21 protein-coding genes and 1 tRNA gene are annotated in these 21,600 nt (G+C 70.5%); 11 read left to right on the forward strand and 11 right to left on the reverse strand.

Annotated features, from left to right (window positions below):
- Positions 1-23 precede the first annotated feature (23 nt).
- The 6 genes from ACX938_RS14745 to ACX938_RS14770 all read right to left on the reverse strand — a co-directional run bounded on the left by ACX938_RS14745 (position 24) and on the right by ACX938_RS14770 (position 6,678).
- The gene (locus ACX938_RS14745; RefSeq protein ID WP_459431629.1) at positions 24-794 is read right to left on the reverse strand and encodes an ATP-binding cassette domain-containing protein; all 771 of its coding nucleotides are present in this window, start codon (positions 792-794) and stop codon (positions 24-26) included.
- Positions 787-1,494, reverse strand: a complete 708-nt coding sequence (locus ACX938_RS14750) for an ABC transporter permease (RefSeq protein WP_459431630.1) — start codon at positions 1,492-1,494, stop codon at positions 787-789. The genes ACX938_RS14745 and ACX938_RS14750 overlap by 8 nt, the downstream gene beginning before the upstream one ends.
- 230 nt (positions 1,495-1,724) lie before the next feature.
- Positions 1,725-4,769 (reverse strand): efflux RND transporter permease subunit, encoded by a 3,045-nt coding sequence (locus ACX938_RS14755; RefSeq protein WP_459431631.1) that lies wholly within the window; start codon positions 4,767-4,769, stop codon positions 1,725-1,727.
- A 4-nt stretch (positions 4,770-4,773) separates the two neighbouring features.
- Positions 4,774-5,850, reverse strand: coding sequence for an efflux RND transporter periplasmic adaptor subunit (locus ACX938_RS14760; protein WP_459431632.1), 1,077 nt, complete (start codon positions 5,848-5,850; stop codon positions 4,774-4,776).
- A 3-nt stretch (positions 5,851-5,853) separates the two neighbouring features.
- Positions 5,854-6,435 carry a TetR/AcrR family transcriptional regulator gene (locus tag ACX938_RS14765; protein WP_459431633.1) on the reverse strand — a complete coding sequence of 194 codons (582 nt, stop codon included), beginning with the start codon at positions 6,433-6,435 and terminating at the stop codon, positions 5,854-5,856.
- A 153-nt stretch (positions 6,436-6,588) separates the two neighbouring features.
- A tRNA-Ser gene (locus ACX938_RS14770) sits at positions 6,589-6,678 on the reverse strand.
- Positions 6,679-6,824: 146 nt separating this feature from the next.
- On the opposite strand from ACX938_RS14770, the gene ACX938_RS14775 reads away from it, so the two are divergent.
- From ACX938_RS14775 to ACX938_RS14805, 7 genes are all read left to right on the forward strand, one after another.
- On the forward strand, positions 6,825-7,643 hold the full coding sequence (locus ACX938_RS14775; RefSeq protein WP_459431634.1) for a DUF2059 domain-containing protein: 819 nt from the start codon (positions 6,825-6,827) through the stop codon (positions 7,641-7,643).
- A gap of 251 nt (positions 7,644-7,894) precedes the next feature.
- Complete coding sequence (locus ACX938_RS14780; RefSeq protein ID WP_232754729.1) at positions 7,895-8,545, forward strand: 50S ribosomal protein L21; 651 nt, start codon at positions 7,895-7,897, stop codon at positions 8,543-8,545.
- Between the two features lie 28 nt (positions 8,546-8,573).
- The gene (gene rpmA, locus ACX938_RS14785) at positions 8,574-8,843 is read left to right on the forward strand and encodes a 50S ribosomal protein L27 (RefSeq protein ID WP_232754728.1); all 270 of its coding nucleotides are present in this window, start codon (positions 8,574-8,576) and stop codon (positions 8,841-8,843) included.
- A gap of 199 nt (positions 8,844-9,042) precedes the next feature.
- Entirely contained in the window at positions 9,043-9,582 is a 540-nt protein-coding gene (locus ACX938_RS14790) for a GNAT family N-acetyltransferase (protein WP_232754727.1), read from the forward strand.
- 80 nt (positions 9,583-9,662) lie between these two features.
- Positions 9,663-10,715, forward strand: coding sequence for a GTPase ObgE (gene obgE / locus ACX938_RS14795; protein ID WP_459431635.1), 1,053 nt, complete (start codon positions 9,663-9,665; stop codon positions 10,713-10,715).
- Positions 10,703-11,809: a glutamate 5-kinase gene (proB, locus tag ACX938_RS14800; RefSeq protein WP_459431636.1), complete on the forward strand. Its 1,107-nt coding sequence runs from the start codon at positions 10,703-10,705 to the stop codon at positions 11,807-11,809. Before obgE ends, proB begins: the two co-directional genes overlap by 13 nt.
- 40 nt (positions 11,810-11,849) lie before the next feature.
- A complete protein-coding gene (locus tag ACX938_RS14805; protein WP_459431637.1) occupies positions 11,850-13,115 on the forward strand; it encodes a glutamate-5-semialdehyde dehydrogenase in 1,266 nt (421 codons plus the stop codon).
- Between the two features lie 299 nt (positions 13,116-13,414).
- On the opposite strand, the gene ACX938_RS14810 is transcribed toward ACX938_RS14805, so the two are convergent.
- Positions 13,415-14,089 carry a histidine phosphotransferase family protein gene (locus tag ACX938_RS14810; RefSeq protein ID WP_459431638.1) on the reverse strand — a complete coding sequence of 225 codons (675 nt, stop codon included), beginning with the start codon at positions 14,087-14,089 and terminating at the stop codon, positions 13,415-13,417.
- Between the two features lie 11 nt (positions 14,090-14,100).
- Here ACX938_RS14810 and ACX938_RS14815 point away from each other — a divergent pair, with 11 nt between their 5' ends.
- From ACX938_RS14815 to ccmE, 4 genes are all read left to right on the forward strand, one after another.
- Complete coding sequence (locus ACX938_RS14815; RefSeq protein WP_232754722.1) at positions 14,101-14,289, forward strand: DUF3553 domain-containing protein; 189 nt, start codon at positions 14,101-14,103, stop codon at positions 14,287-14,289.
- Between the two features lie 122 nt (positions 14,290-14,411).
- Entirely contained in the window at positions 14,412-15,173 is a 762-nt protein-coding gene (gene olsB, locus ACX938_RS14820; protein ID WP_459431639.1) for an L-ornithine N(alpha)-acyltransferase, read from the forward strand.
- Positions 15,170-16,024 carry a lyso-ornithine lipid O-acyltransferase gene (olsA, locus tag ACX938_RS14825; protein WP_459431640.1) on the forward strand — a complete coding sequence of 285 codons (855 nt, stop codon included), beginning with the start codon at positions 15,170-15,172 and terminating at the stop codon, positions 16,022-16,024. Before olsB ends, olsA begins: the two co-directional genes overlap by 4 nt.
- Positions 16,025-16,085: 61 nt before the next feature.
- Positions 16,086-16,544 carry a cytochrome c maturation protein CcmE gene (gene ccmE, locus ACX938_RS14830; RefSeq protein WP_459431645.1) on the forward strand — a complete coding sequence of 153 codons (459 nt, stop codon included), beginning with the start codon at positions 16,086-16,088 and terminating at the stop codon, positions 16,542-16,544.
- A gap of 275 nt (positions 16,545-16,819) precedes the next feature.
- Here the strand turns inward: ccmE and eno are convergent, their stop codons facing one another.
- The 4 genes from eno to ACX938_RS14850 form a co-directional block, all read right to left on the reverse strand.
- A complete protein-coding gene (eno, locus tag ACX938_RS14835) occupies positions 16,820-18,097 on the reverse strand; it encodes a phosphopyruvate hydratase (protein WP_459431641.1) in 1,278 nt (425 codons plus the stop codon).
- Positions 18,098-18,251: 154 nt separating this feature from the next.
- Positions 18,252-19,208 carry a DMT family transporter gene (locus ACX938_RS14840; protein WP_459431642.1) on the reverse strand — a complete coding sequence of 319 codons (957 nt, stop codon included), beginning with the start codon at positions 19,206-19,208 and terminating at the stop codon, positions 18,252-18,254.
- 277 nt (positions 19,209-19,485) lie between these two features.
- The gene (locus tag ACX938_RS14845) at positions 19,486-20,373 is read right to left on the reverse strand and encodes a DMT family transporter (RefSeq protein WP_459431643.1); all 888 of its coding nucleotides are present in this window, start codon (positions 20,371-20,373) and stop codon (positions 19,486-19,488) included.
- A gap of 11 nt (positions 20,374-20,384) precedes the next feature.
- The gene (locus tag ACX938_RS14850) at positions 20,385-21,188 is read right to left on the reverse strand and encodes a DUF533 domain-containing protein (protein WP_459431644.1); all 804 of its coding nucleotides are present in this window, start codon (positions 21,186-21,188) and stop codon (positions 20,385-20,387) included.
- Between the last annotated feature and the right edge of the window lie 412 nt (positions 21,189-21,600).

The following is a 21,600-nucleotide window of genomic DNA, read 5'->3' on the forward strand; positions in this document are numbered from 1 at the left end:
CGAGGGGCAACGGAAGCGGGTGGTCAGACGACGATGCGGCCGGCGAGGTAGCCGGCGGCGGCCTCGGAGCGGGGCGCGGCGAAGAAGGCCTCGGCGGGACGGTGCTCGGCGACGCGGCCGCGGTGCAGGAAGACCACGTCATCGGCCAGGCGCCGGGCCTGGCCGACGTCATGGGTGACGAAGATCACCCGGGTGCCGAGGTCGCGGGCGCGGGTCACGATCTCTTCGATGGCCAGCGCCGAGGCCGGGTCGAGGCTGGCGGTCGGCTCGTCGAGAAACAGCACCTCGGGCTCGGTGGCGAGCGCGCGGGCCAGCGCCAGCCGCTGCGCCTCGCCGCCCGAGAGACGCCGGGCGGGCAGGTCGGTCTTCTCGGCCAGCCCGACATGGGCCAGAAGCGCCGTGCGGCGTTCGCGCACCGTCGCCCGGGGCAACCCGCGCGCCTTCAGCACGAAGTCGATATTGGCCCCGACCGAGCGGCGCAGCAGCACCGGGCGCTGGAAGACCAGCGCCTGGCGGCGGGTGACCTCGGCGGGGCTTTGCCCGGCCCAGTCGATCACCCCGCCGCTGGGCGCGATGAGACCGTGCAGGAGCTTCAGGAGCAGGCTCTTGCCCGCACCGTTCGGTCCCATGACCACGGTGCAGCCGCGGGCGCCCAGATCGAGGTCCACCCCCGCCAGCACCTGCGTCGCGCCGTAGCTGAGCGCCAGCCCGCGCACCGCGAGCGGAAAGATCGGCCGGGGCAGGGTCGCGCTGGGTTCGGCGCGCTCGAAGGGCAGGATGGCGGCGTCAGACATGGGCGTGCCTCGCGGCGTTGATGCGGACCCCCTGGACGGCGGCATTGACCCCGAGCGCGATGACCAGGAGCACCATGCCGAGCGCCAGCGCCAGCGCCAGGTCCCCGCGCGAGGTCTCGAGCGCGATGGCGGTGGTCATCACCCGGGTGAGATGGTCGATATTGCCGCCCACGACGATCACCGCGCCGACCTCGGCCACGGCGCGGCCGAAGCCCGCCAGCGCCACGGTCATCAGCGAGAACCGCCCGTCCCAGAGAAGCGCGCCGACCATCTGGCTGCGGCTGAGGCAGAGCGAGCGGAACTGCTCGGCGTATTCGCCGTGCAGATCCTCGAGCACCTGCCGCGACAGCGCGGTCACGATCGGGGCGATCAGGATGGTCTGGGCGATGATCATGGCGCTTGGCGTGTAAAGGAGGCCCAGGAAGCCCAGCGGCCCGGCGCGCGAGAGGTGCAGGTAGACCAGGAGCCCCACCACCACCGGCGGCAGCCCCATGAGCGCATTGACCACCACGATGGCGGCCTGGCGGCCCGGAAAGCGCGCCACGGCCAGGAGCGCACCGAGCGGCAGGCCGATCAGGCAGGCGGTGAGCGTCGCGGTGAGCGAGACGCGCAGCGAGAGGGCGACGATCTCGAGAAGGTCGGCATCGCCGCGCAGCACTAGCTCCAGCGCGAGGGATATGGCCTCTGCGATGCCTTGCAAAATTTCCCGCCTCCCGAAAACGCTGCAGCGTCAGACTATGCCTCGCGCGGACGGAGAGGCAAGGGGAGAAGCGGGTTTTGCGGTGAAATTCAGGGTGCGGGGCGGGCCGGGTGGCCCGCCGCGCAACCTTGCATAATTTCCGGCGCGCGTTCCCGGGCGGGCCCCGGAGCCGCGCAAGAGAGGAAAACGGGTCGGCGGGCGCCCCGCTCTTGAGGGCGCCCGCCGGAGGTTCAGGCCCGGGCCGCGCGGTCGGCCTTGGGGAACATCAGCGAATAGACCACCGGCGCCGCGATCAGCGTCAGCACCGAGGCGAAGCCGAGCCCGCCCATGATGGTCACCGCCATGGAGGCGAAGAAGGCGTCCCAAAGGAGCGGGATCATCCCCAGGATCGTCGTGCCCGCCGCCAGCACCACCGGGCGCAGACGCGAGGTCGAGGCGCGCACGATGGCCTCGCGGAAGGGCACGCCCTCGGCGCGGGTGAGGTCGATCTCCTCGACCAGGACGATGCCGTTCTTGATCAGCATCCCCGAGAGCGACAGGAGCCCCAGAAGCGCCGTGAAGGAGAAGGGCAGCCCGGTCCCCAGAAGCCCGATCGCCACGCCGTTCACCGCCATCGGCACCAGGAGCCAGATGATCAGCGGCTGGCGCAGACGTCCGAAGAGCAGGATCGAGATCACCACCATGATGATCAGCGACAGGGGCAGCTGCTGGCCGAGGCTCTCCTGCGCCTCGCTCGAGCTTTCGAACTCGCCGCCCCATTCCATGGCGTAGCCGTCGGGCAGCTCCATGGCCTCGATCTCCGGGCGGATCTCGGTGAAGACCGCCGAGGCATTGACGCCCGCGGGCACGCCGGCCTCCACGGTGATCGTGGGCACCCGGTTGCGGCGCTGGATCAGCGTGTCCTCGACGCCGTGGTCGAAGCCGTCGATGATCTGCTCGACCGGGATGAAGCTCTGCGCGGCCTCCGAATAGACCACCTGGTCGATCAGGTGCTCGGCGCCGGTCTCCGAGCCGCCGGGCATCCGCACCAGGATCGGGATCAGCCGGTCCTCCTCGCGGTAGACGCCCGCGCGGGCGCCGTCGGTCGCGGTGAGGAAGGCCGTGGCCAGATCCTCGCGGGCGACCCCGGCGGTCTGGGCGCGGGCCTCGGCATAGGCTGGGCGCAGCACCAGCTCGCGCTCGCGCCAGTCGGTGCGCAGGTCCTGGACCTGGTCCGTGGCCGCGCGCATCCGGTCGCTGGCCTCGGCGGCCAGCTCGCGCAGGACATTGGCGTCGGCGCCCGAGAAGCGCACCGCGATGGGCGCGCCGCCTCCGGGGCCGAAGGCCAGCCGCTCGGTGCGGAACTCGCCCTGGGGCAGGGCGCTCCGGCCGAAGTCCTCGAGCGCGTCGCGCAGGGGCGGGATGTCCTCGAGCGCCTCGGTGCGGATCACCAGATGGCCGTAGGTCGGCAGCGATTCCTCGGGCGCGTAGGTCAGCATGAAGCGCGTCGCCCCGCCGCCCACGAAGGTCGCGACCGAGACCACGTCCTCGCGCTCATCGAGCCAGCCCTCGAGCACCTCCATGTCGGCGGCGGTCTGGTTGATGCTGGCGCCCTGCGGCAGCTTGTAATGGACGTAGAAGATCGGCGTGTTGCTGTCGGGGAAGAACTGCTGCTTCACCTGGCCGAAGCCCCAGTAGCAGACCACGGTCAGCGCCACGAGGCCCGCGATGACCAACCAGCGCACCCGCAGCGCGCCGCGCAGGACCGCGCCATAGGCCCGGAAGATCGGCCCGCCGTAGGGATCTCCACCTTCGCCCGAACCGCGCTTGAAGACGTAATGCGCCATGAGCGGCGTGGCGGTGATCGCCAGCACCCAGGACAAGAGAAGCGAGATCCCGATCACCGCGAAGAGCGAGAAGAGGAACTCCCCCGTTGCATCGGGCGAGAGGCCGATGCCCGCGAAGGCCATGATGCCGATCACGGTCGCCCCCAGCAGCGGGATCTGCGTCTTGCCCGCGACATCCGAGGCCGCCTCGCGCGAGGATTTGCCCTGGTCCATGTCGCCCTGCATGCCCTCGGCAACCACGATGGCGTTGTCGACCAGCATGCCCATGGCGATGATCAGCGCCCCGAGCGAGATCCGCTGCATCTGCAGATCGGCCAGGGCCATGAAGAACAGCGTGCCGACGACGGTCAGCAGGAGCGTGCTGCCCACCACGACCGCGGCGCGCCAGCCCATGAAGAGCGCCAGCACCACCACCACGATCGACACCGAAAGCGCGAGGTTGAGAAGGAAGCTCGTCGAGGCTTCGTCCACCACAACGTGCTGCTGATAGATTGGGTGCAGGCTGACGCCCAGCGGGATGTCGGGCTCCAGCGCGTCGAGCTTGGCGTCGACCGCGCGGCCCACGTCGACGATGTTCTCGCCCTCCTTGCCCGAGACGCCCAGGGTGAAGGCCTCGGTGCCGTTGAAGCGGATCACCGTCGAGGGTTCGGCCACCCGGTCGCGGTAGACCCGCGCGAAGTCGGTGATCTCGACCACCTCGCCGTTGACCCCGATGGTCAAGCTGCGGATGTCGTCGACGGTGCCCGAGCCTTCGGGGGCGTCGATGCGCACCTCCTGGCCGGACTGCGTGACCGAGCCCGCGTCCGAGACCGCGTTGGAGTTCGAGATGGCCTGGGCGATGGCCCCGGGCGGCAGCCCGAGGTTGGTGATCAGCGCCTTGTTGGGCTCCACGAAGATGCGTTCCTCGGGCAGGCCCGCAAGCGCCACGTCGGCCACGCCCTCCACGGTCAGAAGCTCGCGGCGGAGGTAATCGCCCAGGTCGTGGATCTCGGCGTCGGTGAAGCCCGGCGCGGTGACCCCGTAGAAGATGCCGTAGACGTCGCCGAAGTTGTCGTTGACCCGGCTCGGGCCCGCGCCGCCCGGGAGCTGCGGCTGGGCGTCCTCGACCCGTTTGCGCAGCTTGTCCCAGATCTGCGGCAGCTCGGTGCCGTCGTAGGTCGATTCGATCTGCACCGTGATCCGGCTGACCCCGGGCTTGTTGGACGAGGTGATGAAGTCGATCTCGGCCATCTGCTGGATCGCCGATTCCAGCGGTTCGCTGACCTCGGTGGCGACCTGTTCGGCCGAGGCGCCGGGGTATTCGGTGAAGACCACGGCGGATTTGATGGTGAAGGCCGGATCCTCGAGCCGGCCCATGGTGGCAAAGCCCCAGAGGCCGCCCAGAAGGCAGCCGATCATCAGCATCCAGGTCAGGAGCGACCGGTCGATGGCGGCGCGTGCGATGGACATGGGCTTACTCCCCGATGCCGGTGAAGCGGCGGACGCGCTGGCCGTCGGTCAGCATCGAGGCCCCGGCCATGACGATCTCGGTGCCCGCCTCGGGGCCCTCGGTCAGGACCACCTGGCCGTCGTCGCGGATCTCGATCTCCACCGGGGTCTGGCGCACGGTGCCGCGGTCGGCGTCCTCCTCGGAGGGGGTGAAGACCATGACCGTCGGGCTGCGGTCGGGCTGGTAGACCAGCGCGGTGGCGGGCACGACGATCTGGCTGCGCCCGGCATAGCGCGCCTCGGCGGTGACCGTGACCGAGGAGCCGGGCAGCACGTAGTCGCCCGGGTCCTCGGCGAAGGCCAGCGTGGTGCGGTAGGTCTGGCCGACGTCGGCGGTCTCGGCCTCGAACTCGCGCGGGATCAGCGCGAAGCTTTCGTCGCGGCCGGGCAGGCTGGCCCGGAACTCGACGCTGTCGGTGTCCTGGGCGCGGCGGAAGAGCACCTCGGGCACGTCGATGTCGACCCGGATCTCGGACATGTCCGAGACCCGCAGCACCGGCTGGCCCGCCGAGACGGTGCCGAACTCCGCCGCCAGCCGCCGCACGATCAGCGCGTCGAAAGGCGCATGCAGGCTCGCGTCGTCGAGGCTGTTCTGGGCGTTCTCCAGCGAGATCTGCGCCAGGTCGCGCTGGGTGCGGGCGTCCTCGATCTGCACCGCCGAGACCGTCGCGCTCGAGAGGTTCTCGAGCCGGTCGAGGTCGCGCTGGGCCTTGTTGAGCTGCACCTCGGCCTGGCGCACGTTGCGCTCCAGCGGCTCCAGGTCGAGCTCTGCCAGCAGGGTGCCCGCGTCATAGGTCTCGCCCTCGGTGACCGGCAGCCGGGCGATCTGGCCGCTGACCTGGAAGGCCAGCTCGACCGTCTCCTTGGCGGCGACGCGGCCGAAGAACTCGCGCGAGATGGCGGCGGCATCGGCCTCGAGCGTCATGATCTTGGCGGGCCGGACCGGCGGGGCCTCGGGGGTCTGGGCCTGGAGCGCGCCGGCGCCCAGGAAAAGCGCGGGCAGAAGGGGCAGGAGCCGGCGGAGGAGGGGGCGATGCAACATGGGTCAGGGTCCACTCTGAGGGGCGTCGGGCCAGCCGCCGAAGGCCAGCGATGTGAAGGCGGCGGCCAGCTCGCGCGGCGGGATCGGCTCCCGGGCGCGGAGCCAGTCGCGCAAGACGGCGACGAAGGCGCCGGTGTAGAAGCGGGCGGCGATGCGGCGGAGCTGCGGGTCGGGCACGCCGGGGCCCGCGGGCAGCCGGCCCATCAAGGTCTCGATCAGCTCGGCGAAGCGGTCCTCGGGCGCGAGCCCCGGCACCCCGTCGAAGAGCGCATGCAGCCGCGGGTCGTCGCGGTCGAGGTCGCCGAAGAGCCGGGTGAACTTGCGCAGGTGGTCGTCGTAGCTGGGGCAATCGCCGCCCTCGCCGAACATTTCGAGGTTGCGGCGCTCGATCTCGGCCAGGAGCCCGTCGAGGTAGTCGCCCAGCATCGAGGCCAGGTCGCCGTAATGGCTGTAGAAGCTCTGGCGGGTCGTCCCGGCGCGGCGCGCCAGCGCCTCGACCGAGATCGCCGAAAGCGGCTTCTCGGCCAGAAGCGCGCGCAGGGCGGCCTGCAGGCGCAGCCGGGTTCTGTGTCGGCGCGGGTCCATGGCAGGCGAAATCGGAGTTTTTTGACAGATGTCAAGAAGTGCGGCGGTGAAAAATGCCGCCGCTCCGCCCGAGGCGGGGCCCGGGCCGGGCACATAGGGCCAAGGCCCTCGGCGGAAAGCCGGGGATGGGATGTGGTCTGTCTGGGGGGATAGTGGCGGAGAGAGAGGGATTCGAACCCTCGGACCCCGTGAAGGGTCAACGGTTTTCGAGACCGCCCCGTTCGACCACTCCGGCACCTCTCCGCGGGGGTCTGTGAGGCGGCGATGTAACGAAGGCTGCGGGGGTGTGCAACCCGGGCGATGCGGAAAATTTCACCGCCCCCTGCGGGTTCTTGGAAAACGCCCCCGCGCGCCGTATCTGTGAAGGACAGCATGACAAGGACAGCCCCATGAGCCAACGCGCCTTCGCCCCCGCGGCCCTCGCGCTTCTGACCCTTCCGCTGGCCGGCCCGCTGGCCGCCGCGCCGGTCGACGACCTTCTCGAGGCGCTGCGCATCGAGGAGACGCTGACGGTCATGCGCGCCGAGGGGCTCGACTACGGCGACACGCTTGCGCAGGAGATGTTCGGCGGGCCGACCCGCGGCTGGGACCAGGCGGTCGACCGGATCTACGACATGGGCACCATGCGCGCCGCGGTGCGCGCGGGCTTCGACGAAGAGCTGACGGCGGAGGAGATCGAGCCCCTGATCGACTTCTTCTCCTCGGACCTCGGGCAGGAGGTGGTGACCCTCGAGATCGAGGCCCGCCGCGCCATGCTCGACAGCGAGGTCGAGGAGGCCGCCCGCGACCGCTACGCCGAGCTGGCCGGGACCGAGGATGCGCGGCTCGCGCAGGTCGCGCGCTTCATCGAGGTCAACGACCTGGTGGAGCAGAACGTCTCGGGCGCGCTCAATGCCTCCTTCGCCTTCTACGAGGGGCTGGCCGACGGCGGCGCGCTGGAGATGGGCGAGGCCGAGATGCTGTCCGACATCTGGGGGCAGGAGGAAGAGACCCGCGCCGACACGGTGGAATGGGTGCACGGCTACCTGCTCATGGCCTATGGCCCGCTCAGCTCCGAGGAGCTGGGCGCCTATGTGGAGATGTCCGAAAGCCCCGAGGGCGGGGCGTTGAACCGCGCGCTCTTCTCGGGCTTCAACCAGATGTACAACGACATCTCCTATGCGATGGGACTGGCCGCGGCAGGGCAGATGGCGGGCACCGACCTCTGAGGCCCGCGGGGCCCCGCGAGGCCGCCCCCCGCGCGCGGGCGAAAAAGCCCCGGCAAGGCCCCTGCGGCGCTTGACATGCAGGGCCGAGGGCGGCATACGCGGGGCTCTGACAACGGGGCCACGGCCCCGATTGTCGTTTTTGAACCCAACGACGCCCGCAAGGGCGCGCTGTTCGAGGCGGGGTCCGACCCCAGAACGACCGGGAGTGCTCCCGGGGCCGAAGAACGCGGTAGAAGACAAGGAAGACGCGTATGTTCGCGGTGATGAAGACCGGCGGCAAGCAGTACAAGGTCCAGGCAGGCGACACCCTGCGGATCGAAAAGCTCGCGGCCGATGCTGGCGACAAGGTCCAGTTCAACGAGATTCTCATGCTGGGCGGCGATGACCTGACGGTCGGCGCCCCCTTCGTCGATGGCGCGGCCGTGCAGGCCGAGATCGTCGACCAGATCAAGGGTGACAAGGTCATCCACTTCGTGAAGCGCCGCCGGAAGCATTCGTCGAAGCGCACCAAGGGCCACCGTCAGCAGCTGACGATGATCCGCGTGACCGACATCCTCGCCTCGGGCGCGGACAAGTCGGGCGTGAAGGCCGCGGTCGGCGCCGGCGTCCTGCCGCGCGGCGAAGGCGAAAGCCGCTACACCGCCAACCGTGCCGAGCAGGCCGACATGAAGGCCCGCGTGAAGAACGACGCGGCGCAGGAGAAATCCGCGCCCAAGGCCGCCGTCGCCGAAGGCGCGAAGGACGACCTGAAAGAGATCAACGGCATCGGCCCCGCGGCCGAGAAGAAACTGAACGAAGCGGGCATCCTGACCTTCGCCCAGCTCGCCACCCTCGACGTCGACAGCTTCGACGCGGTGAAGGTGAAGCCGGAGTGGGTCGAAGAGGCCAAGGCGCGCTCGTAAGAGCCGGCAAGATCAAGGAGATTTACCAATGGCACACAAAAAAGCAGGCGGTTCCTCCCGCAACGGTCGCGACTCTGCCGGTCGTCGCCTCGGCGTGAAGCTGTACGGCGGCCAGAGCGCCATCCCGGGCAACATCATCGTCCGCCAGCGCGGCACGAAGTTCTATCCCGGCGCGGGCGTGAGCATCGGCAAGGACCACACCCTCTTTGCGACCACCGAGGGCGCCGTGAACTTCCGCAAGGGGTTTAAGGGCCGCACCTTCGTATCCGTGCTTCCCAAGGCGGAGGCCGCTGAGTAAGCCGACCCGGCATGCAGCGAAAAGCAGGGGGATCGGCGATACCGCCGGTCCCCTTTTTCGTTCCGGATCAGGTACCTGACGGGACGCGTTAAGACATTTTTCCCGGATAGGGCGATGACATGTGCCCCGTCCGCACCCAGATACTAAGGCATCCCGGTAGCCGTGGAGGAGCGGCGCCGACCCCCGGAGGAGTAACCCGATGAGCCTCGACCAGACCCTCGCCCAGCCCGTCATCGACACGGACCGGTTCCAGCTGCGCCCGCTGCGCCGCTCGGATCAGGGCCTGATCGAGCTTTACGCCGGGGACAAGCGCGTGGCCTGCATGACCGGGGCGATCCCGCATCCCTATCCGCCGGGCGCCGCCGAGGCCTATATCGCCCGCGCCCAGGCCCCCGACCGGACCGAGGACATCTGGGCCATCGACGGCCAGCGCATGGATGCGCCCGAGCTGATGGGCGTGATCGCGCTGAAGCGCATGGACCGCAACCAGTCCGAGATCGGCTACTGGGTGGCGCCGGCCTTCTGGAACACCGGGCTGGCCTCGGACGCCGTGCAGGCGCTGGTCGAGGCCAACCCGATGCAGAACGCCACGATGTTCGCCACGGTCTTCCAGGACAATGTCGCCTCGGCGCGGGTGCTGGTGAACTGCGGCTTCGACTACATCGGCGACGCCGAGGTCTTCTGCATCGCGCGGCAGGCCACGGTGCCGACCTGGACCTATCTGAAAAAACTCGACTGAGAGGCAGGGACGCGCCCGGGACTTGAGGGACCGGGCGTTGTCCAGTATCGCCTCTGACGCATCACTCAAGGGGCGCCCCGATGAAATTCCTCGACCTCTGCAAGGTCTACATCCGCTCCGGCTCCGGCGGCGCGGGGGCGGCGAGCTTCCGGCGCGAGAAGTATATCGAATACGGCGGGCCGGATGGCGGCGACGGCGGTTCGGGCGGCTCGGTCTGGGCCGAGGCCGTCGACGGGCTGAACACGCTGATCGATTTCCGCTACCAGCAGCATTACTTCGCCGAGAACGGCAAACAGGGCATGGGCCGCCAGCGCACCGGGCGCGACGGCGGCGACATCGTCCTGCGGGTGCCGGTTGGCACCGAGATCCTCGACGAGGACCAGGAGACGGTGATCGCCGACCTGGCCGAGCTGGGCCAGCGCGTGCAGCTCGCGCGCGGCGGCAACGGCGGCTGGGGCAACATCCACTTCAAGAGCGCCACCAACCAGGCGCCGCGCCGCGCCAATCCCGGCCAGGCCGGGGTCGAGCGCACGCTCTGGCTGCGGCTGAAGCTGATCGCCGACGTCGGCCTCCTGGGCCTGCCGAACGCCGGCAAGTCGACCTTCCTGGCGGCGACCTCCAACGCCCGGCCGAAGATCGCGGATTATCCCTTCACGACGCTGCATCCCAACCTCGGGGTGGTGGGCGTCGACAACGTGGAATTTGTCGTGGCCGACATTCCGGGTCTGATCGAGGGCGCGCATGAGGGCCGCGGGCTCGGCGATCTGTTCCTCGGCCACGTGGAGCGCTGCGCGGCGCTGTTGCACCTGGTCGACGGCACCTCGGGCACGCTGTTGGAGGATTACCGCACGATCATCAACGAGATCGAGGAATATGGCGCGGGGCTCGCCGACAAACCGCGGATCACCGTCCTCAACAAGGTTGACGCCATGGACGACGAGGAGCGCGCCTTCCTCCGCGAGGAGCTCGAGGAGGTCGCGCAGTGCCGCGTCTTCACCATGTCGGGCATCTCGGGCGACGGGGTGACCGGGGTCTTGCGCGCGCTCAAGGCCGAGGTCGAGGAGACCCGCGCCCTGCGCCGCCGCGAGGACCGCGAGGACGAGGAGCAGGAGCGCGGCGGATGGCAGCCCTGAGCGAGGCGGCCCGGGTCGTCGTCAAGATCGGCTCGGCGCTCCTGGTCGACAAGGCGACGGGGGCCTTCCGCGACGCCTGGCTGCGCGCCATGGCCGAGGATGTCGCCCGGCTGCGCGCCCGGGGCACCGATGTGGTGCTGGTCTCCTCGGGCTCGATCGCGCTGGGGCGCGGGATCCTCGGGCTGCCGCGCGCCGAACTGCCGCTCGAGCAAAGCCAGGCGGCCGCGGCGGTGGGGCAGATCCGGCTCGCCCGCGCCTGGGAAGAGGGGCTGGCGCCGCATGGCATCACCACAGCGCAGATCCTGGTCACGCTCGAGGACAGCGCCGACCGGAGGCGCTACCTCAATTCCCGCGCCACCATGGAGGCGCTTCTCGCCCATGGCGTCGTGCCCATCGTGAACGAGAACGACACCGTGGCCACCGACGAGATCCGCTACGGCGACAACGACCGGCTGGCCGCCCAGGTGGCGGTGACGGTGGGCGCCGATCAGCTGATCCTGCTGTCGGATGTCGACGGCTTCTATTCCGGCAACCCCGCCGAGGACCCTTCGGCCCGGCGCTTCGAGGTGATCGAGACCATCACCCCCGAGATCGAGGCCATGGCCGGCGACGCGGGCTCGGGCCTGTCGAAAGGCGGGATGAAGACCAAGCTCATGGCCGGCAAGACCTCCACCGCGGCGGGCTGCGCCATGGCGATCACCGAAGGATCGGGGCTCAACCCCTTGGCGGCGCTGGAAAACGGGGCGCCGGCCACCTGGTTCACCCCGCAGGGCGATCCGCACACCGCGCGCAAGCGCTGGATCGCGGCGATGAAGCCGCGCGGCACGCTCACGCTGGATGCGGGCGCGGTGACCGCGCTTCGGGCCGGGCGGTCGCTGCTGCCGGCGGGCATCGCGCGGGTCGAGGGCGCCTTCGGGCGCGGCGACCCGGTGGCGATCCGCACGCCCGAGGGCGCGGCGCTGGGGCAGGGGCTGACCCGCTACACCGCCGAGGAGGCCCGCGCGATCCGCGGCCACCGCAGCCAGGAGATCGAGGCGATCCTCGGCTATCCGGGCCGGGCGGTGCTGATCCACAGGGACGACATGGCGCTGTGATCCGTGCTAGGCATGGCGCGCTGAAGAAAGGCGGAAGGCGATGAAGGACCAGGGCGAGATCGAGACGCTGATGGAGGAGATCGGCGCGCGGGCCAGGGATGCCGCGGCCGAGCTGGCCTTTGCCGCGCCCGAGGCCAAGACCCGGGCGCTGGAGGCCGCGGCCGACGAGATCGAGGCGCAGACCGGCGCGATCATCGCCGCCAATGCGCAGGACCTCGCGTTCGGGCGCGAAAAGGGGCTCAGCCCCGCGATGATGGACCGGCTGATGCTGGACGAGGCCCGCGTGGCGGGCATCGCCAAGGCCCTGCGCGAGATCGCCGCGCTGCCCGATCCGGTGGGCGCCACCATGGCCGAATGGGACCGCCCGACGGGGCTCAAGATCCGCCGGGTGCGCACGCCCCTGGGCGTGATCGGGGTGATCTACGAGAGCCGCCCCAATGTGACCGCCGACGCCGGGGCGCTCTGCCTCAAGGCGGGCAACACGGTGATCCTGCGCGGCGGCTCCGAGAGCTTCCATTCCTCCGAGGCGATCCATGGCTGCCTGGTCGCGGGACTGCGCGCGGCAAACCTGCCCGAGGCGGCGATCCAGCGGGTGCCGACCCGCGACCGCGCGGCGGTGAGCCATCTTCTGGGCATGACCGAACATGTCGACGTGATCGTGCCGCGCGGCGGCAAGGGGCTCGTCGGCCTGGTGCAGCGCGAGGCGCGGGTGCCGGTCTTCGCCCATCTCGAGGGCATCGTGCATGTCTATATCGACAAGGGCGCCGACCCGCAGAAGGTGCTCGACGTGGTGATGAACGCCAAGACCCGCCGCACCGGCATCTGCGGCGCGGCGGAATGCCTGCTGATCCACGAGGAGGTGGTCGACACCATCGGGCAGGGCGTCCTGCGCGCGCTGGTCGACGCGGGCGTCGAGGTGCGCGGCGATGCGCGGCTCGCCGAGGTGCCCGGGGTGAAGCCGGCCGAAGAGGCCGACTGGGGCTGCGAATACCTCGACATGATCATCGCCGCCAAGGTGGTGCCCGATGTCGACGGCGCCATCGCGCATATCCGGCGCTACAGCTCGGCGCATACCGACTGCATCCTGACCGAGGACGACGCCACGGCGGAGCGCTTCTTCGCCCGCGTCGATTCGGCGATCCTGATGCGCAATGCCTCGACGCAGTTCGCCGACGGCGGCGAGTTCGGCATGGGCGCCGAGATCGGGATTGCCACCGGCAAGATGCACGCCCGCGGGCCGGTGGGCGTCGAGCAGCTGACGAGCTTCAAGTATATCGTCGAGGGCGACGGCACGACGCGGGCCTGAGCGGGTAAGGCGGCGCGGGCCTGAGCCGGGCAGCGCGGCGTCGGCCTGAACGGGCAGAGCAGCGTCGGCCTGAACGGGCAGGGAGGTGTCGACTTGAGCCGCCAGGGCGGCGGTGGCGTCGCAGTCACCGGCCCGACGTCCTCCCGAGCGGGGAAGGCGCCTCGGCTCGAGCCCTCCAGGGCATGACGCATCCTTGGGAGGGATGCCGGGCTCGGCGCTGTCTCCGCGACGACGGTGCCAGAGCCTCACTAGCCTCCACGCCCACATCACCAATCCCAGCACCCATCGCACCGCCCCCATCACACCGTCAGCACCAGCCCGCCCGCGCCTTCGGACAACTCCGGCTCGCGCCCCAGCGCCAAGGCGCAGCGGGGCAGCAGGCCAAATTGCACCTCGGCAGGACTGAGCGGCGGGGCGGGCCCGCCTCGGGCCGCACGCCAGAGGTCGGGTAGGGCGCGCAGTTCCGCGGCCTCGGTGCTCAGCCGCCAGCGTCCCGCGGCGCGGGCCAGCGTCACCGCGCCACCCGCGGGCAGGCAGCGGTCAAGGCAGAGATAGCCCAGGAAGCCAAGCTGCGCCTCAACCCGGGTGACCGGATCGGATACCTGCCAATGCGGCCGCGCCGCGCCGGAAGACAATGCGAAGCGGTGCAGCATGGCGCCCGCCTCCTCGCCTGAGAAGCTGCGCGCATCGCCGCCCGCGCCGAAGGCCACCCGGAAGAAGGCCACCCGGTCGGTGCAGGCGCGCTGGCTCTCGGCGATCAGCGCCGCCTCGGCCCGGCCCGCGCCGCCCGCCAGTTCCAGCAATTCCAGCCCGTTGCCGATCGCGCCCAGCGGCGAGACCAGGTCGTGGCAGATCCGCGCGGCTATCAGCGGCCAGAGTTCTGCGCTAGCCTCGCGGCCAAGCCCGCCCTGGCCCGGCGGGTCGGCGCCCGCCGTCCCGTCCCGGGCCTTGTCCTGCAGCACCCGTTCATCCATGAGGCACCTCCATGTCCAACGACCTCAACGCCCTGCTTGAGCCCGGCATGCTCGTGGAACATCCCGGAAAGCCCGAATGGGGCCGGGGCCAGGTGCAGTCGAACATCGGCGGGCGGATCACCGTGAACTTCCCCGACGAGGGCAAGGTGGTGATCGACGGCCGCCGGGTCGCGCTGCTTCCGGTCTTCGGCGAAGACTAGCGCCCCCGGGTAAGGGAAAGGTTAACCGCCGCCCGCAGCGCCCCGGGACCCGCCGGCCCCGAGTTGCAAATGCCGCCCGCGCTGCCTATCCCTCGGGCCAGAGGACCCCGGAGGACCGGCCCATGCTCACCACCGCGCCGCGCTTCCGCGTCGCCCTGGCCCAGACCGAGGCCGAGATCCGCGCCGCCCAGCGTCTGCGCTACGAGGTCTTCGTCGAGGAACTGGGCAGTACCGGCGCCCTGGTCGACCATTCCGAGCGGCTCGAGCGCGACCGCTTCGACCCTGTCTTCGATCACCTCCTGCTTTTCGACGACGCCCGCCCCGAGGCCCCGGTCGTGGGCGTCTACCGTCTCCTGACCGAGGCGGGCGCCGCGCAGATCGGCCAGTTCTATTCCGAGGACGAATACGATCTCGCGCCGCTGCGGGCCTCCGGCCGGCGGCTTCTCGAGCTTGGCCGCTCCTGCCTGCACCGCGACTACCGCGGCGGGGCGGGGGTCATGCTGCTCTGGCAGGGGCTTGCGGATTACATCCAGGCGCGCGGGATCGAGCTGCTCTTCGGCGTGGCAAGCTTCCATGGCACCGACCCCGAGGCCCTGGCCCAGCCGCTCTCGAACCTGCATTACCGCCATCTCGCGCCCGAGGGGCTGCGGGTGCGCTCGCGCCAGTTCCAGCCCATGGACCTGCTGCCCGAGGCGGGCATCGACCGTCCGCGCGCGGTGCGCGAGACCCCGGCGCTGATCAAGGGCTACCTGCGGCTCGGCGGCATGGTGGGCGAGGGCGCCTTCATCGACCGCGCCTTCAACACCGTCGACATCTGCCTGGTCATGGACACCGCAGCCCTCGATCCCAAGCGCCGGGCGCTTTACGCCGAGGGCCGGACGTGACGCCCTGGGACGCGCGGCCCCTGCCGCAGGACGCTCCGCCCGGGCCGCTCGGCTGGCTGCGGGTGGCCCTTCGGGGCCTCGCCATGGGCACCACGGTTTTCGGCGGGCTGGCGCTGCTTCTCTTCCTGCGGCTCATAGAGGCGCCGATTTTCGGCACCCGCCGCCCGGTCACCCCCTGGATCACCCAAGGGGTCTGCCGCGCGTCGCTGGCGATCCTGGGCCTCAAGGTCACCCGCCGCGGCCGCCCGCTCGCAGAGCGCGGCGCCATGGTGGCCAACCATTCCTCCTGGCTCGACATCTTCGTGCTGAACGCCCAGGCCAACCTCTATTTCGTCTCCAAGGCGGAAGTCTCGGGCTGGCCCGGCATCGGCTGGCTGGCGCGCGCTACCGGCACGGTCTTCATCGCCCGCGACCGCCGCGAGGCCTCCCGCCAGGCACGGCTTTTCGAGACAAGGCTGCGCCACGGCCACAGGCTTCTGTTCTTCCCCGAGGGCACCTCGACCGACGGCCGCCGCGTGCTGCCGTTCAAGACCACGCTCTTCGAGGCCTTCCTGGCCGAGGGCCTGCGCCACGAGATGCGGCTGCAGGCGGTGAGCCTCTGCTACCACGCCCCCGAGGGCGCCCGCGCCGACCTCTACGGCTGGTGGGGCGAGATGACCTTCGGCGGCCACCTGGTGCAGATGCTGGCGCGGCGCCGCCACGGCTCGGTGACGCTGGTCTACCACCCGCCGCTCCGGGTCGACGCCTATCCCAACCGCAAGTCGCTGGCCCGGGCGCTCGAGGCCCAGGTCCGCACGGGCTTCGAGAGCGCCGGTGCCGCGCCCGCGCCCCTGCGGCAGCACCGCCCCTAGGCGGGCCCGGCGCTTTTGCCTATATCTCGGACGTGACGCCCAGACCGGAAGACCCATGGCCCTGACCTCGCTCAAGAAGACCCGCCGCATCCAGATCCTGGCGCTGACCACCACGGCGCTGGTGGTGGCCACCGTGTTGATCGGCTACGCGATGCGCGACGGGATCAACTTCTTCCGCTCGCCGAGCCAGGTGACCGAGGCCCCCCCGGGCCCCGAAGAGGTCTTCCGCATCGGCGGTCTGGTCGAAGAGGGCAGCCTGGTGCGCGGCCAGGGCGAGACGGTGCGCTTCCGCGTCACCGACGGCGGCGCCAGCGTGGCGGTGAGCTATACCGGCGTGCTGCCCGACCTCTTTGAGGAGAACCAGGGCATGGTCGGCACCGGGCGCTACGTGGACGGCACCTTCGAAGCCTCGGAGATCCTCGCCAAACACGACGAGACCTATATGCCGAAAGAAGTGGTCGACGCGCTGAAGGAACAAGGCGTCTACCAGCCGGAAAGCGGCGGCGCCCCCGGCAGCTGAGCCTTCGGGTAGGGCGCTGCCGGCCCCGCTAGCACTGCGCCCCACGCCCCGCGCGAAGCCAGTCACACACCCACCAAAAGTCCCCGGCTTACCCTTACCATCCGCGCCGCCCCCTCACCCCCGGCGCGCCACCCCCCAGGCTTGACCGGGCCATAAATACCTCCCGCCGGAGGCAACCTGAGGCCGGGGCCGCATGGCCCCGGACGAGGCCAAAACGCCTGCGGGCGCCGCGCCTGACAAGGCGCGGCGCCCGCAGTCCGCCTAACAGACCAACCTCAACCCTTGAGGATCGACCGCCCCGCGTATTCCGCGGTCTCGGCGAGCATCTCCTCGATGCGGATCAGCTGGTTGTATTTCGCCAGCCGGTCCGACCGCGCGAGGCTGCCGGTCTTGATCTGGCCGCAGTTCGTCGCCACCGCGAGATCGGCGATGGTCGCGTCCTCGGTCTCGCCCGAGCGGTGCGACATGACGTTGGTATAGCCCGCGCGATGGGCCATATCGACCGCCTGCAGGGTCTCGGTCAGCGTGCCGATCTGATTCACCTTGACCAGCATGGAGTTCGCCACCCCGCGCGAGATCCCGTCCGAGAGCCGCTTGGGGTTGGTCACGAAGAGATCGTCGCCCACCAGCTGCACCTTTGCGCCGAGCTTCTCGGTGAGGATCTTCCAGCCTTCCCAGTCGTCCTCGGAGCAGCCGTCCTCGATCGAGATGATCGGGTAGTCGGCGCAGAGCTTGGCGAGGTAGTCGACATTCTCCTCGGGGGTGAGCGAGAGGCCCTCGCCCTTCATCTCGTATTTGCCGTCCTTGAAGTATTCCGTCGAGGCGGCGTCGAGCGCCAGGCAGATGTCGTCGCCCGGCGTGTAGCCGGCCTTCTCGATGGACTTCAGGATGAAATCGAGCGCGTCGCGGGTGCCCTTCAGCTCGGGGGCAAAGCCGCCCTCGTCGCCGAGGCCGGTCGACATGCCCGCCGTGGCGAGCTCCTTCTTCAGGGTGTGGAAGACCTCGGAGCCCATGCGCACCGCCTCGCGGATGTTCTCCGCGGCGACCGGCATGATCATGAATTCCTGGATGTCGATCGGGTTGTCGGCGTGCTCGCCGCCGTTGATGATGTTCATCATCGGCACCGGCAGGACCCGCGCCGAGGTGCCGCCCACGTAGCGGAAGAGCGGCTGGGCGCAATCGTCGGCGGCGGCCTTGGCGACGGCCAGCGACACGCCGAGGATGGCGTTGGCCCCGAGCCGGCCCTTGTTGTCGGTGCCGTCGAGCTCGATCATCGCGCGGTCGATGCCGACCTGCTCGGTGACCTCCATGCCGATGATCTCCTCGGCGATCTCGCCGTTGACCGCGGCGACCGCCTCGAGGACGCCCTTGCCCTTGTAGCGCGCCTGGTCGCCGTCGCGGCGCTCGACCGCCTCATAGGCGCCGGTCGAGGCGCCCGAGGGCACCGCCGCGCGGCCCATGGTGCCGTCCTCGAGCGTCACGTCGACCTCGACGGTCGGGTTGCCGCGGCTGTCGATGATCTCGCGGGCATGGATGTCGATGATGATGCTCATGGATGAGGCCTCCTCTGTGCCTGGGGCATGTCCGGTCGGTATCGACCTATACCAGCCCGGGCGGGGCTGTAAACGCGGCTCGGCGGGAATTTGTTAGCGGTAACGACGCCGGGTGAACGTCGGCATGGTGTCCTGCGCGCCGGTGATGCGCGCTTCAGCGCGGAGTGCGGCCTTTGCCCTGGCCCTCCGCGGGGGCCGCGGCGCCCGGCGCGCCGGCCGCGCCGTCCCGGGCGGGGGTCTTGGCGCCATGCTGGGCAAGGCGGCGCTCGCGCAGGAAGGTGTAGATGCCCGCGCCGACGATCACCGTGGCGCCGAGATAGGTCAGCGCGTCCGGCCGCTCGCCGAAGATCGCGATGCCGATCGCCAGGGCGAAGAGCATCCGGGTGAAGCGGAAGGGCGTCACGAAGGAGACATCCCCCGTCCGCGAGGCCGAGGTGATCGCGTAATAGGCGATCATCCCGGTCCCGACCGCGCCCGCCAGAAGCCCCGCGTGCAGGAGGTCCGGCCAGACCAGCCGCGCGCCCGAGGCCGCCAGCAGAATGAGCCCCGTCGGGATCAGCGTCAGGAAGCCGTAGGCCGCGAGTTGCATATGCGGCACCCGCCCGGGCACCGCGCGGGCCGAGAGGTCGCGCCCCGCGAGGCCCACCACCGCCAGCACCGCCCAGAGCGCGTTCGGGTCGAAGCCCTGCAGCCCGGGGCGGATGATCACCAGGACGCCCGCGAGCCCCGCGAAGATCGCCGACCAGCGCCGCCAGCCCACCGGCTCGCCGAAGATCAGCGCCGCGCCCAGGGTCACCACCAGCGGCATGGCCTGGGCCACCGCCGAGGCGGTCGACAGCGGGATCGTGGTGATCGCGGTGATGAAACCGATGGTGCCGAGGATCTCGGAAATATTGCGCACCATGATCGGCGGATCGAGGAGGTCGCGGGTAAAAAGCCGGATGCCGCGCCGCCTGGCGAGGAGCCCGAAGAACAGCCCGCCCACGACGCCGATCACGATTAGGATCTGCCCTGTCGGCAGCTCCCGCGCGGCGGTCTTGATGAAGGCGTCCTCCACCGCGAAGGCCGCCATGGCCAGGATCATCAGAAGGGCGCCGCGCAGATTGTCCATGGGATCTCCGATGCTTGCGGGGCCAGCGGTATCCTGTGTGAGCGCCGGGGGAAAGGCGGTTCGGCGGGGCAGGGGCTCCGGCTGGAGGCGAGGGGCTGCTTGGGGGGCGATTGCGCGCCGCACGCGGCGGGGCGCCGTTAGGCCTGGGCTACTGTGCCAAAGACAGAAATTCTCAGGGGCCTAGCCTGGAGCCCTAAGCCCGGACGCGACAAGCCGCCCTCAGCCGGATGCGCGGAGCGGTCGGCCACGACGTCGTCGCACCCCGCCCGCGCTCCTCTCACATCCGCGCGCGGCGCTTCGGGCGCGCGAGGTAGATCGCCAGAGCCCCGATCACCAGCGCGCCGCCCGCCAGCATGCGCGGCGTGGGCGCCTCGCCGATGCCGACCCAGACCCAGAGCGGCCCGAGCACCGTCTCGAGCAGCATCAACAGGCTGACATTGGCCGCCGCCGTGTGCCGCGGCGCGAGGAACAGCGCGAAGAAGGAGACCGGCAGGATCAGGAGCGCCGTGACCAGGATCGCCGGCACATGGCCCTCGGTCAGCCCCGCCGGGCCGCTCACCACCAGCGCCAGCAGGCCCGCCAGCCCCGAGCCCAGGCCCATGACCAAGAGGATCGGGATCTCGCTCACGAAGCGCAGGATGGTGAAGTTGAGCGCCAGCATGAAGGCCACGCCGACCCCGCAAAGCGCGCCCAGAAGCGCCCGGGGCGAGATCGCCACATCGCCGTGCCCGCTGACCGCGATGGCGATGCCGACAAGCACCACCGCCATGGTGATCCAGGTCGCCCGGCCGGTCTTCTCGCCGAAGAAATACCGCGACAGGAGCGCCGCCCAGACCGGCGAGGTGGCCACGCCGATCAGCATGATCGCCACCGGCGCCAGCGCGATGCCGGTCGGAAACAGAAGCACGCTCGCCACCTGCGCGCCGAGGACGGCGAGGCCCGCGCCGCTGGCCAGCGCCGCCAGGTCGCCCGCCCGCGCCTTGGGCGCGCCGCGCCTGGTCAGCGCCCAGGCTCCCAGGAACAGAAGGCCCATGAGGCTGCCGCGCCAGGCGACCATCTGCAGCCCCTCCATGCCCGAGAGCCGCATGAAAAGCGCGTCGGGGGAGAGGACCAGCGCGCCGAAGGCCGCCAGCCCGATCCCGAAGGCCGGGTGTTTCGTCGGCATGGGGCCTCGGATCAGACGTAGAGCGGCTTGTTGCCCATCTGCAGGTGCAGCGCGTTGACCGTGGGCTCGTCGAGCCCCAGCGCATTGGCAAGCCGGTCGAGGTATTCGGCCTCTTCATCGGTGTCGACGCGGATGGTCATCAGCGAGGCGGAATAGACCGGCATCTTCTGGTTCTCCGGCGTCGCCTCGGCCAGGCCCGCGATGTCGATCGGCGCCTCGAGCTCGGCCTTGACGAAGGCCAGGTCTTCTTCGGTGGCGTCGTCGCCCACCAGCTCGAGGATCTTGGCTTTCTCCTCGGCGTCGATATGGCCGTCGGCCTTGGCGGCCTGGATCATCGCGCGCAGCATGAGGCCCGCGCTTTTCTCGAGGTCGGGGGCGGTCTTGTCGACGTTGAACTGGTCGATGAGCGCGCCCGCGCCCTTGCCGCCCATGGCCGCGGCCCCGCCGGCGGCGGCGAGCATCCCCGCGAGCCCGCCGGAGCCGGTGGACGGCATGGCGGTCAGAAGGCCCTTGCCTTTGCCCTGCGCGCTGCCCTGGCCGCCGCCGGTCGCGGCGCCGCCCATCATCGCCGAGAGGTCGAAGCCCGCGGTCCGGAGGTTGCCCAGGAGCGATTGCATCGGCGCGGAGGCCTGGGTGGCGCCGGCCTGCATCTGCTCGGTCATCTGGCTGCCCGCCTGGGTGGCGGGGTGGTGGCCCTTGATCTGCGCCCCGCCGCCGAAGAGCCCCGAGAGGCCCTTGCCGCCCGAGAGCCGGTCGACGCCCCGCGCGGCGGCATAGCCGATGGCAACTTTGGTGAGGGTCTTCATCAGGCTCATGGGCGGGACTCCTTGAATGCTGAACCGGGGCCTGCGGATGCGTGGTGCTCCGGGGTGCTCTGGGGCCGAGGGTGGCACAGAACGCCCCGCCGCGCAGCCGTTTTTCCCGGCGGGTGATGGGGGAGGATATATGGCGGCGGTTGGTGCGGACCAAGGGTGTGGGGGTGAGGGGGCTTGGGTGTCTGGTGGAGGTTGGCGTTGGGGACAGGTGAGGGGCGTGCAAGGAGCGGCTCCTCGGGTGCGGCCTTGACGGAGGCGCTCTGCCCAGACTTGTCTCGGCCCAACCGGCCCAACCGGCCCAACCGGCCCAACCGGCCCAACCGGCCCAACCGGCCCAACCGGCCCAACCGGCCCAACCGGCCCAACCGGCCCAACCGGCCCAACCGGCCCAACCGGCCCAACCGGCCCAACC

This window comes from Roseivivax sp., assembly GCF_054552075.1.

Bases quoted from the DNA above. Each gene is read 5' to 3' on its own strand.
- ACX938_RS14760 (WP_459431632.1), bottom strand. From the start codon at position 5,850: ATGTTGCATCGCCCCCTCCTCCGCCGGCTCCTGCCCCTTCTGCCCGCG.
- ACX938_RS14810 (WP_459431638.1), bottom strand. From the start codon at position 14,089: ATGGATGAACGGGTGCTGCAGGACAAGGCCCGGGACGGGACGGCGGGC.
- ACX938_RS14790 (WP_232754727.1), top strand. From the start codon at position 9,043: ATGAGCCTCGACCAGACCCTCGCCCAGCCCGTCATCGACACGGACCGG.
- ACX938_RS14765 (WP_459431633.1), bottom strand. From the start codon at position 6,435: ATGGACCCGCGCCGACACAGAACCCGGCTGCGCCTGCAGGCCGCCCTG.
- eno (WP_459431641.1), bottom strand. From the start codon at position 18,097: ATGAGCATCATCATCGACATCCATGCCCGCGAGATCATCGACAGCCGC.
- ACX938_RS14745 (WP_459431629.1), bottom strand. From the start codon at position 794: ATGTCTGACGCCGCCATCCTGCCCTTCGAGCGCGCCGAACCCAGCGCG.
- ACX938_RS14850 (WP_459431644.1), bottom strand. From the start codon at position 21,188: ATGAGCCTGATGAAGACCCTCACCAAAGTTGCCATCGGCTATGCCGCC.
- ACX938_RS14840 (WP_459431642.1), bottom strand. From the start codon at position 19,208: ATGGACAATCTGCGCGGCGCCCTTCTGATGATCCTGGCCATGGCGGCC.
- olsB (WP_459431639.1), top strand. From the start codon at position 14,412: ATGCTCACCACCGCGCCGCGCTTCCGCGTCGCCCTGGCCCAGACCGAG.
- rpmA (WP_232754728.1), top strand. From the start codon at position 8,574: ATGGCACACAAAAAAGCAGGCGGTTCCTCCCGCAACGGTCGCGACTCT.
- ACX938_RS14775 (WP_459431634.1), top strand. From the start codon at position 6,825: ATGAGCCAACGCGCCTTCGCCCCCGCGGCCCTCGCGCTTCTGACCCTT.
- ACX938_RS14845 (WP_459431643.1), bottom strand. From the start codon at position 20,373: ATGCCGACGAAACACCCGGCCTTCGGGATCGGGCTGGCGGCCTTCGGC.
- ACX938_RS14780 (WP_232754729.1), top strand. From the start codon at position 7,895: ATGTTCGCGGTGATGAAGACCGGCGGCAAGCAGTACAAGGTCCAGGCA.
- ACX938_RS14815 (WP_232754722.1), top strand. From the start codon at position 14,101: ATGTCCAACGACCTCAACGCCCTGCTTGAGCCCGGCATGCTCGTGGAA.
- proB (WP_459431636.1), top strand. From the start codon at position 10,703: ATGGCAGCCCTGAGCGAGGCGGCCCGGGTCGTCGTCAAGATCGGCTCG.
- ACX938_RS14755 (WP_459431631.1), bottom strand. From the start codon at position 4,769: ATGTCCATCGCACGCGCCGCCATCGACCGGTCGCTCCTGACCTGGATG.
- obgE (WP_459431635.1), top strand. From the start codon at position 9,663: ATGAAATTCCTCGACCTCTGCAAGGTCTACATCCGCTCCGGCTCCGGC.
- ACX938_RS14805 (WP_459431637.1), top strand. From the start codon at position 11,850: ATGAAGGACCAGGGCGAGATCGAGACGCTGATGGAGGAGATCGGCGCG.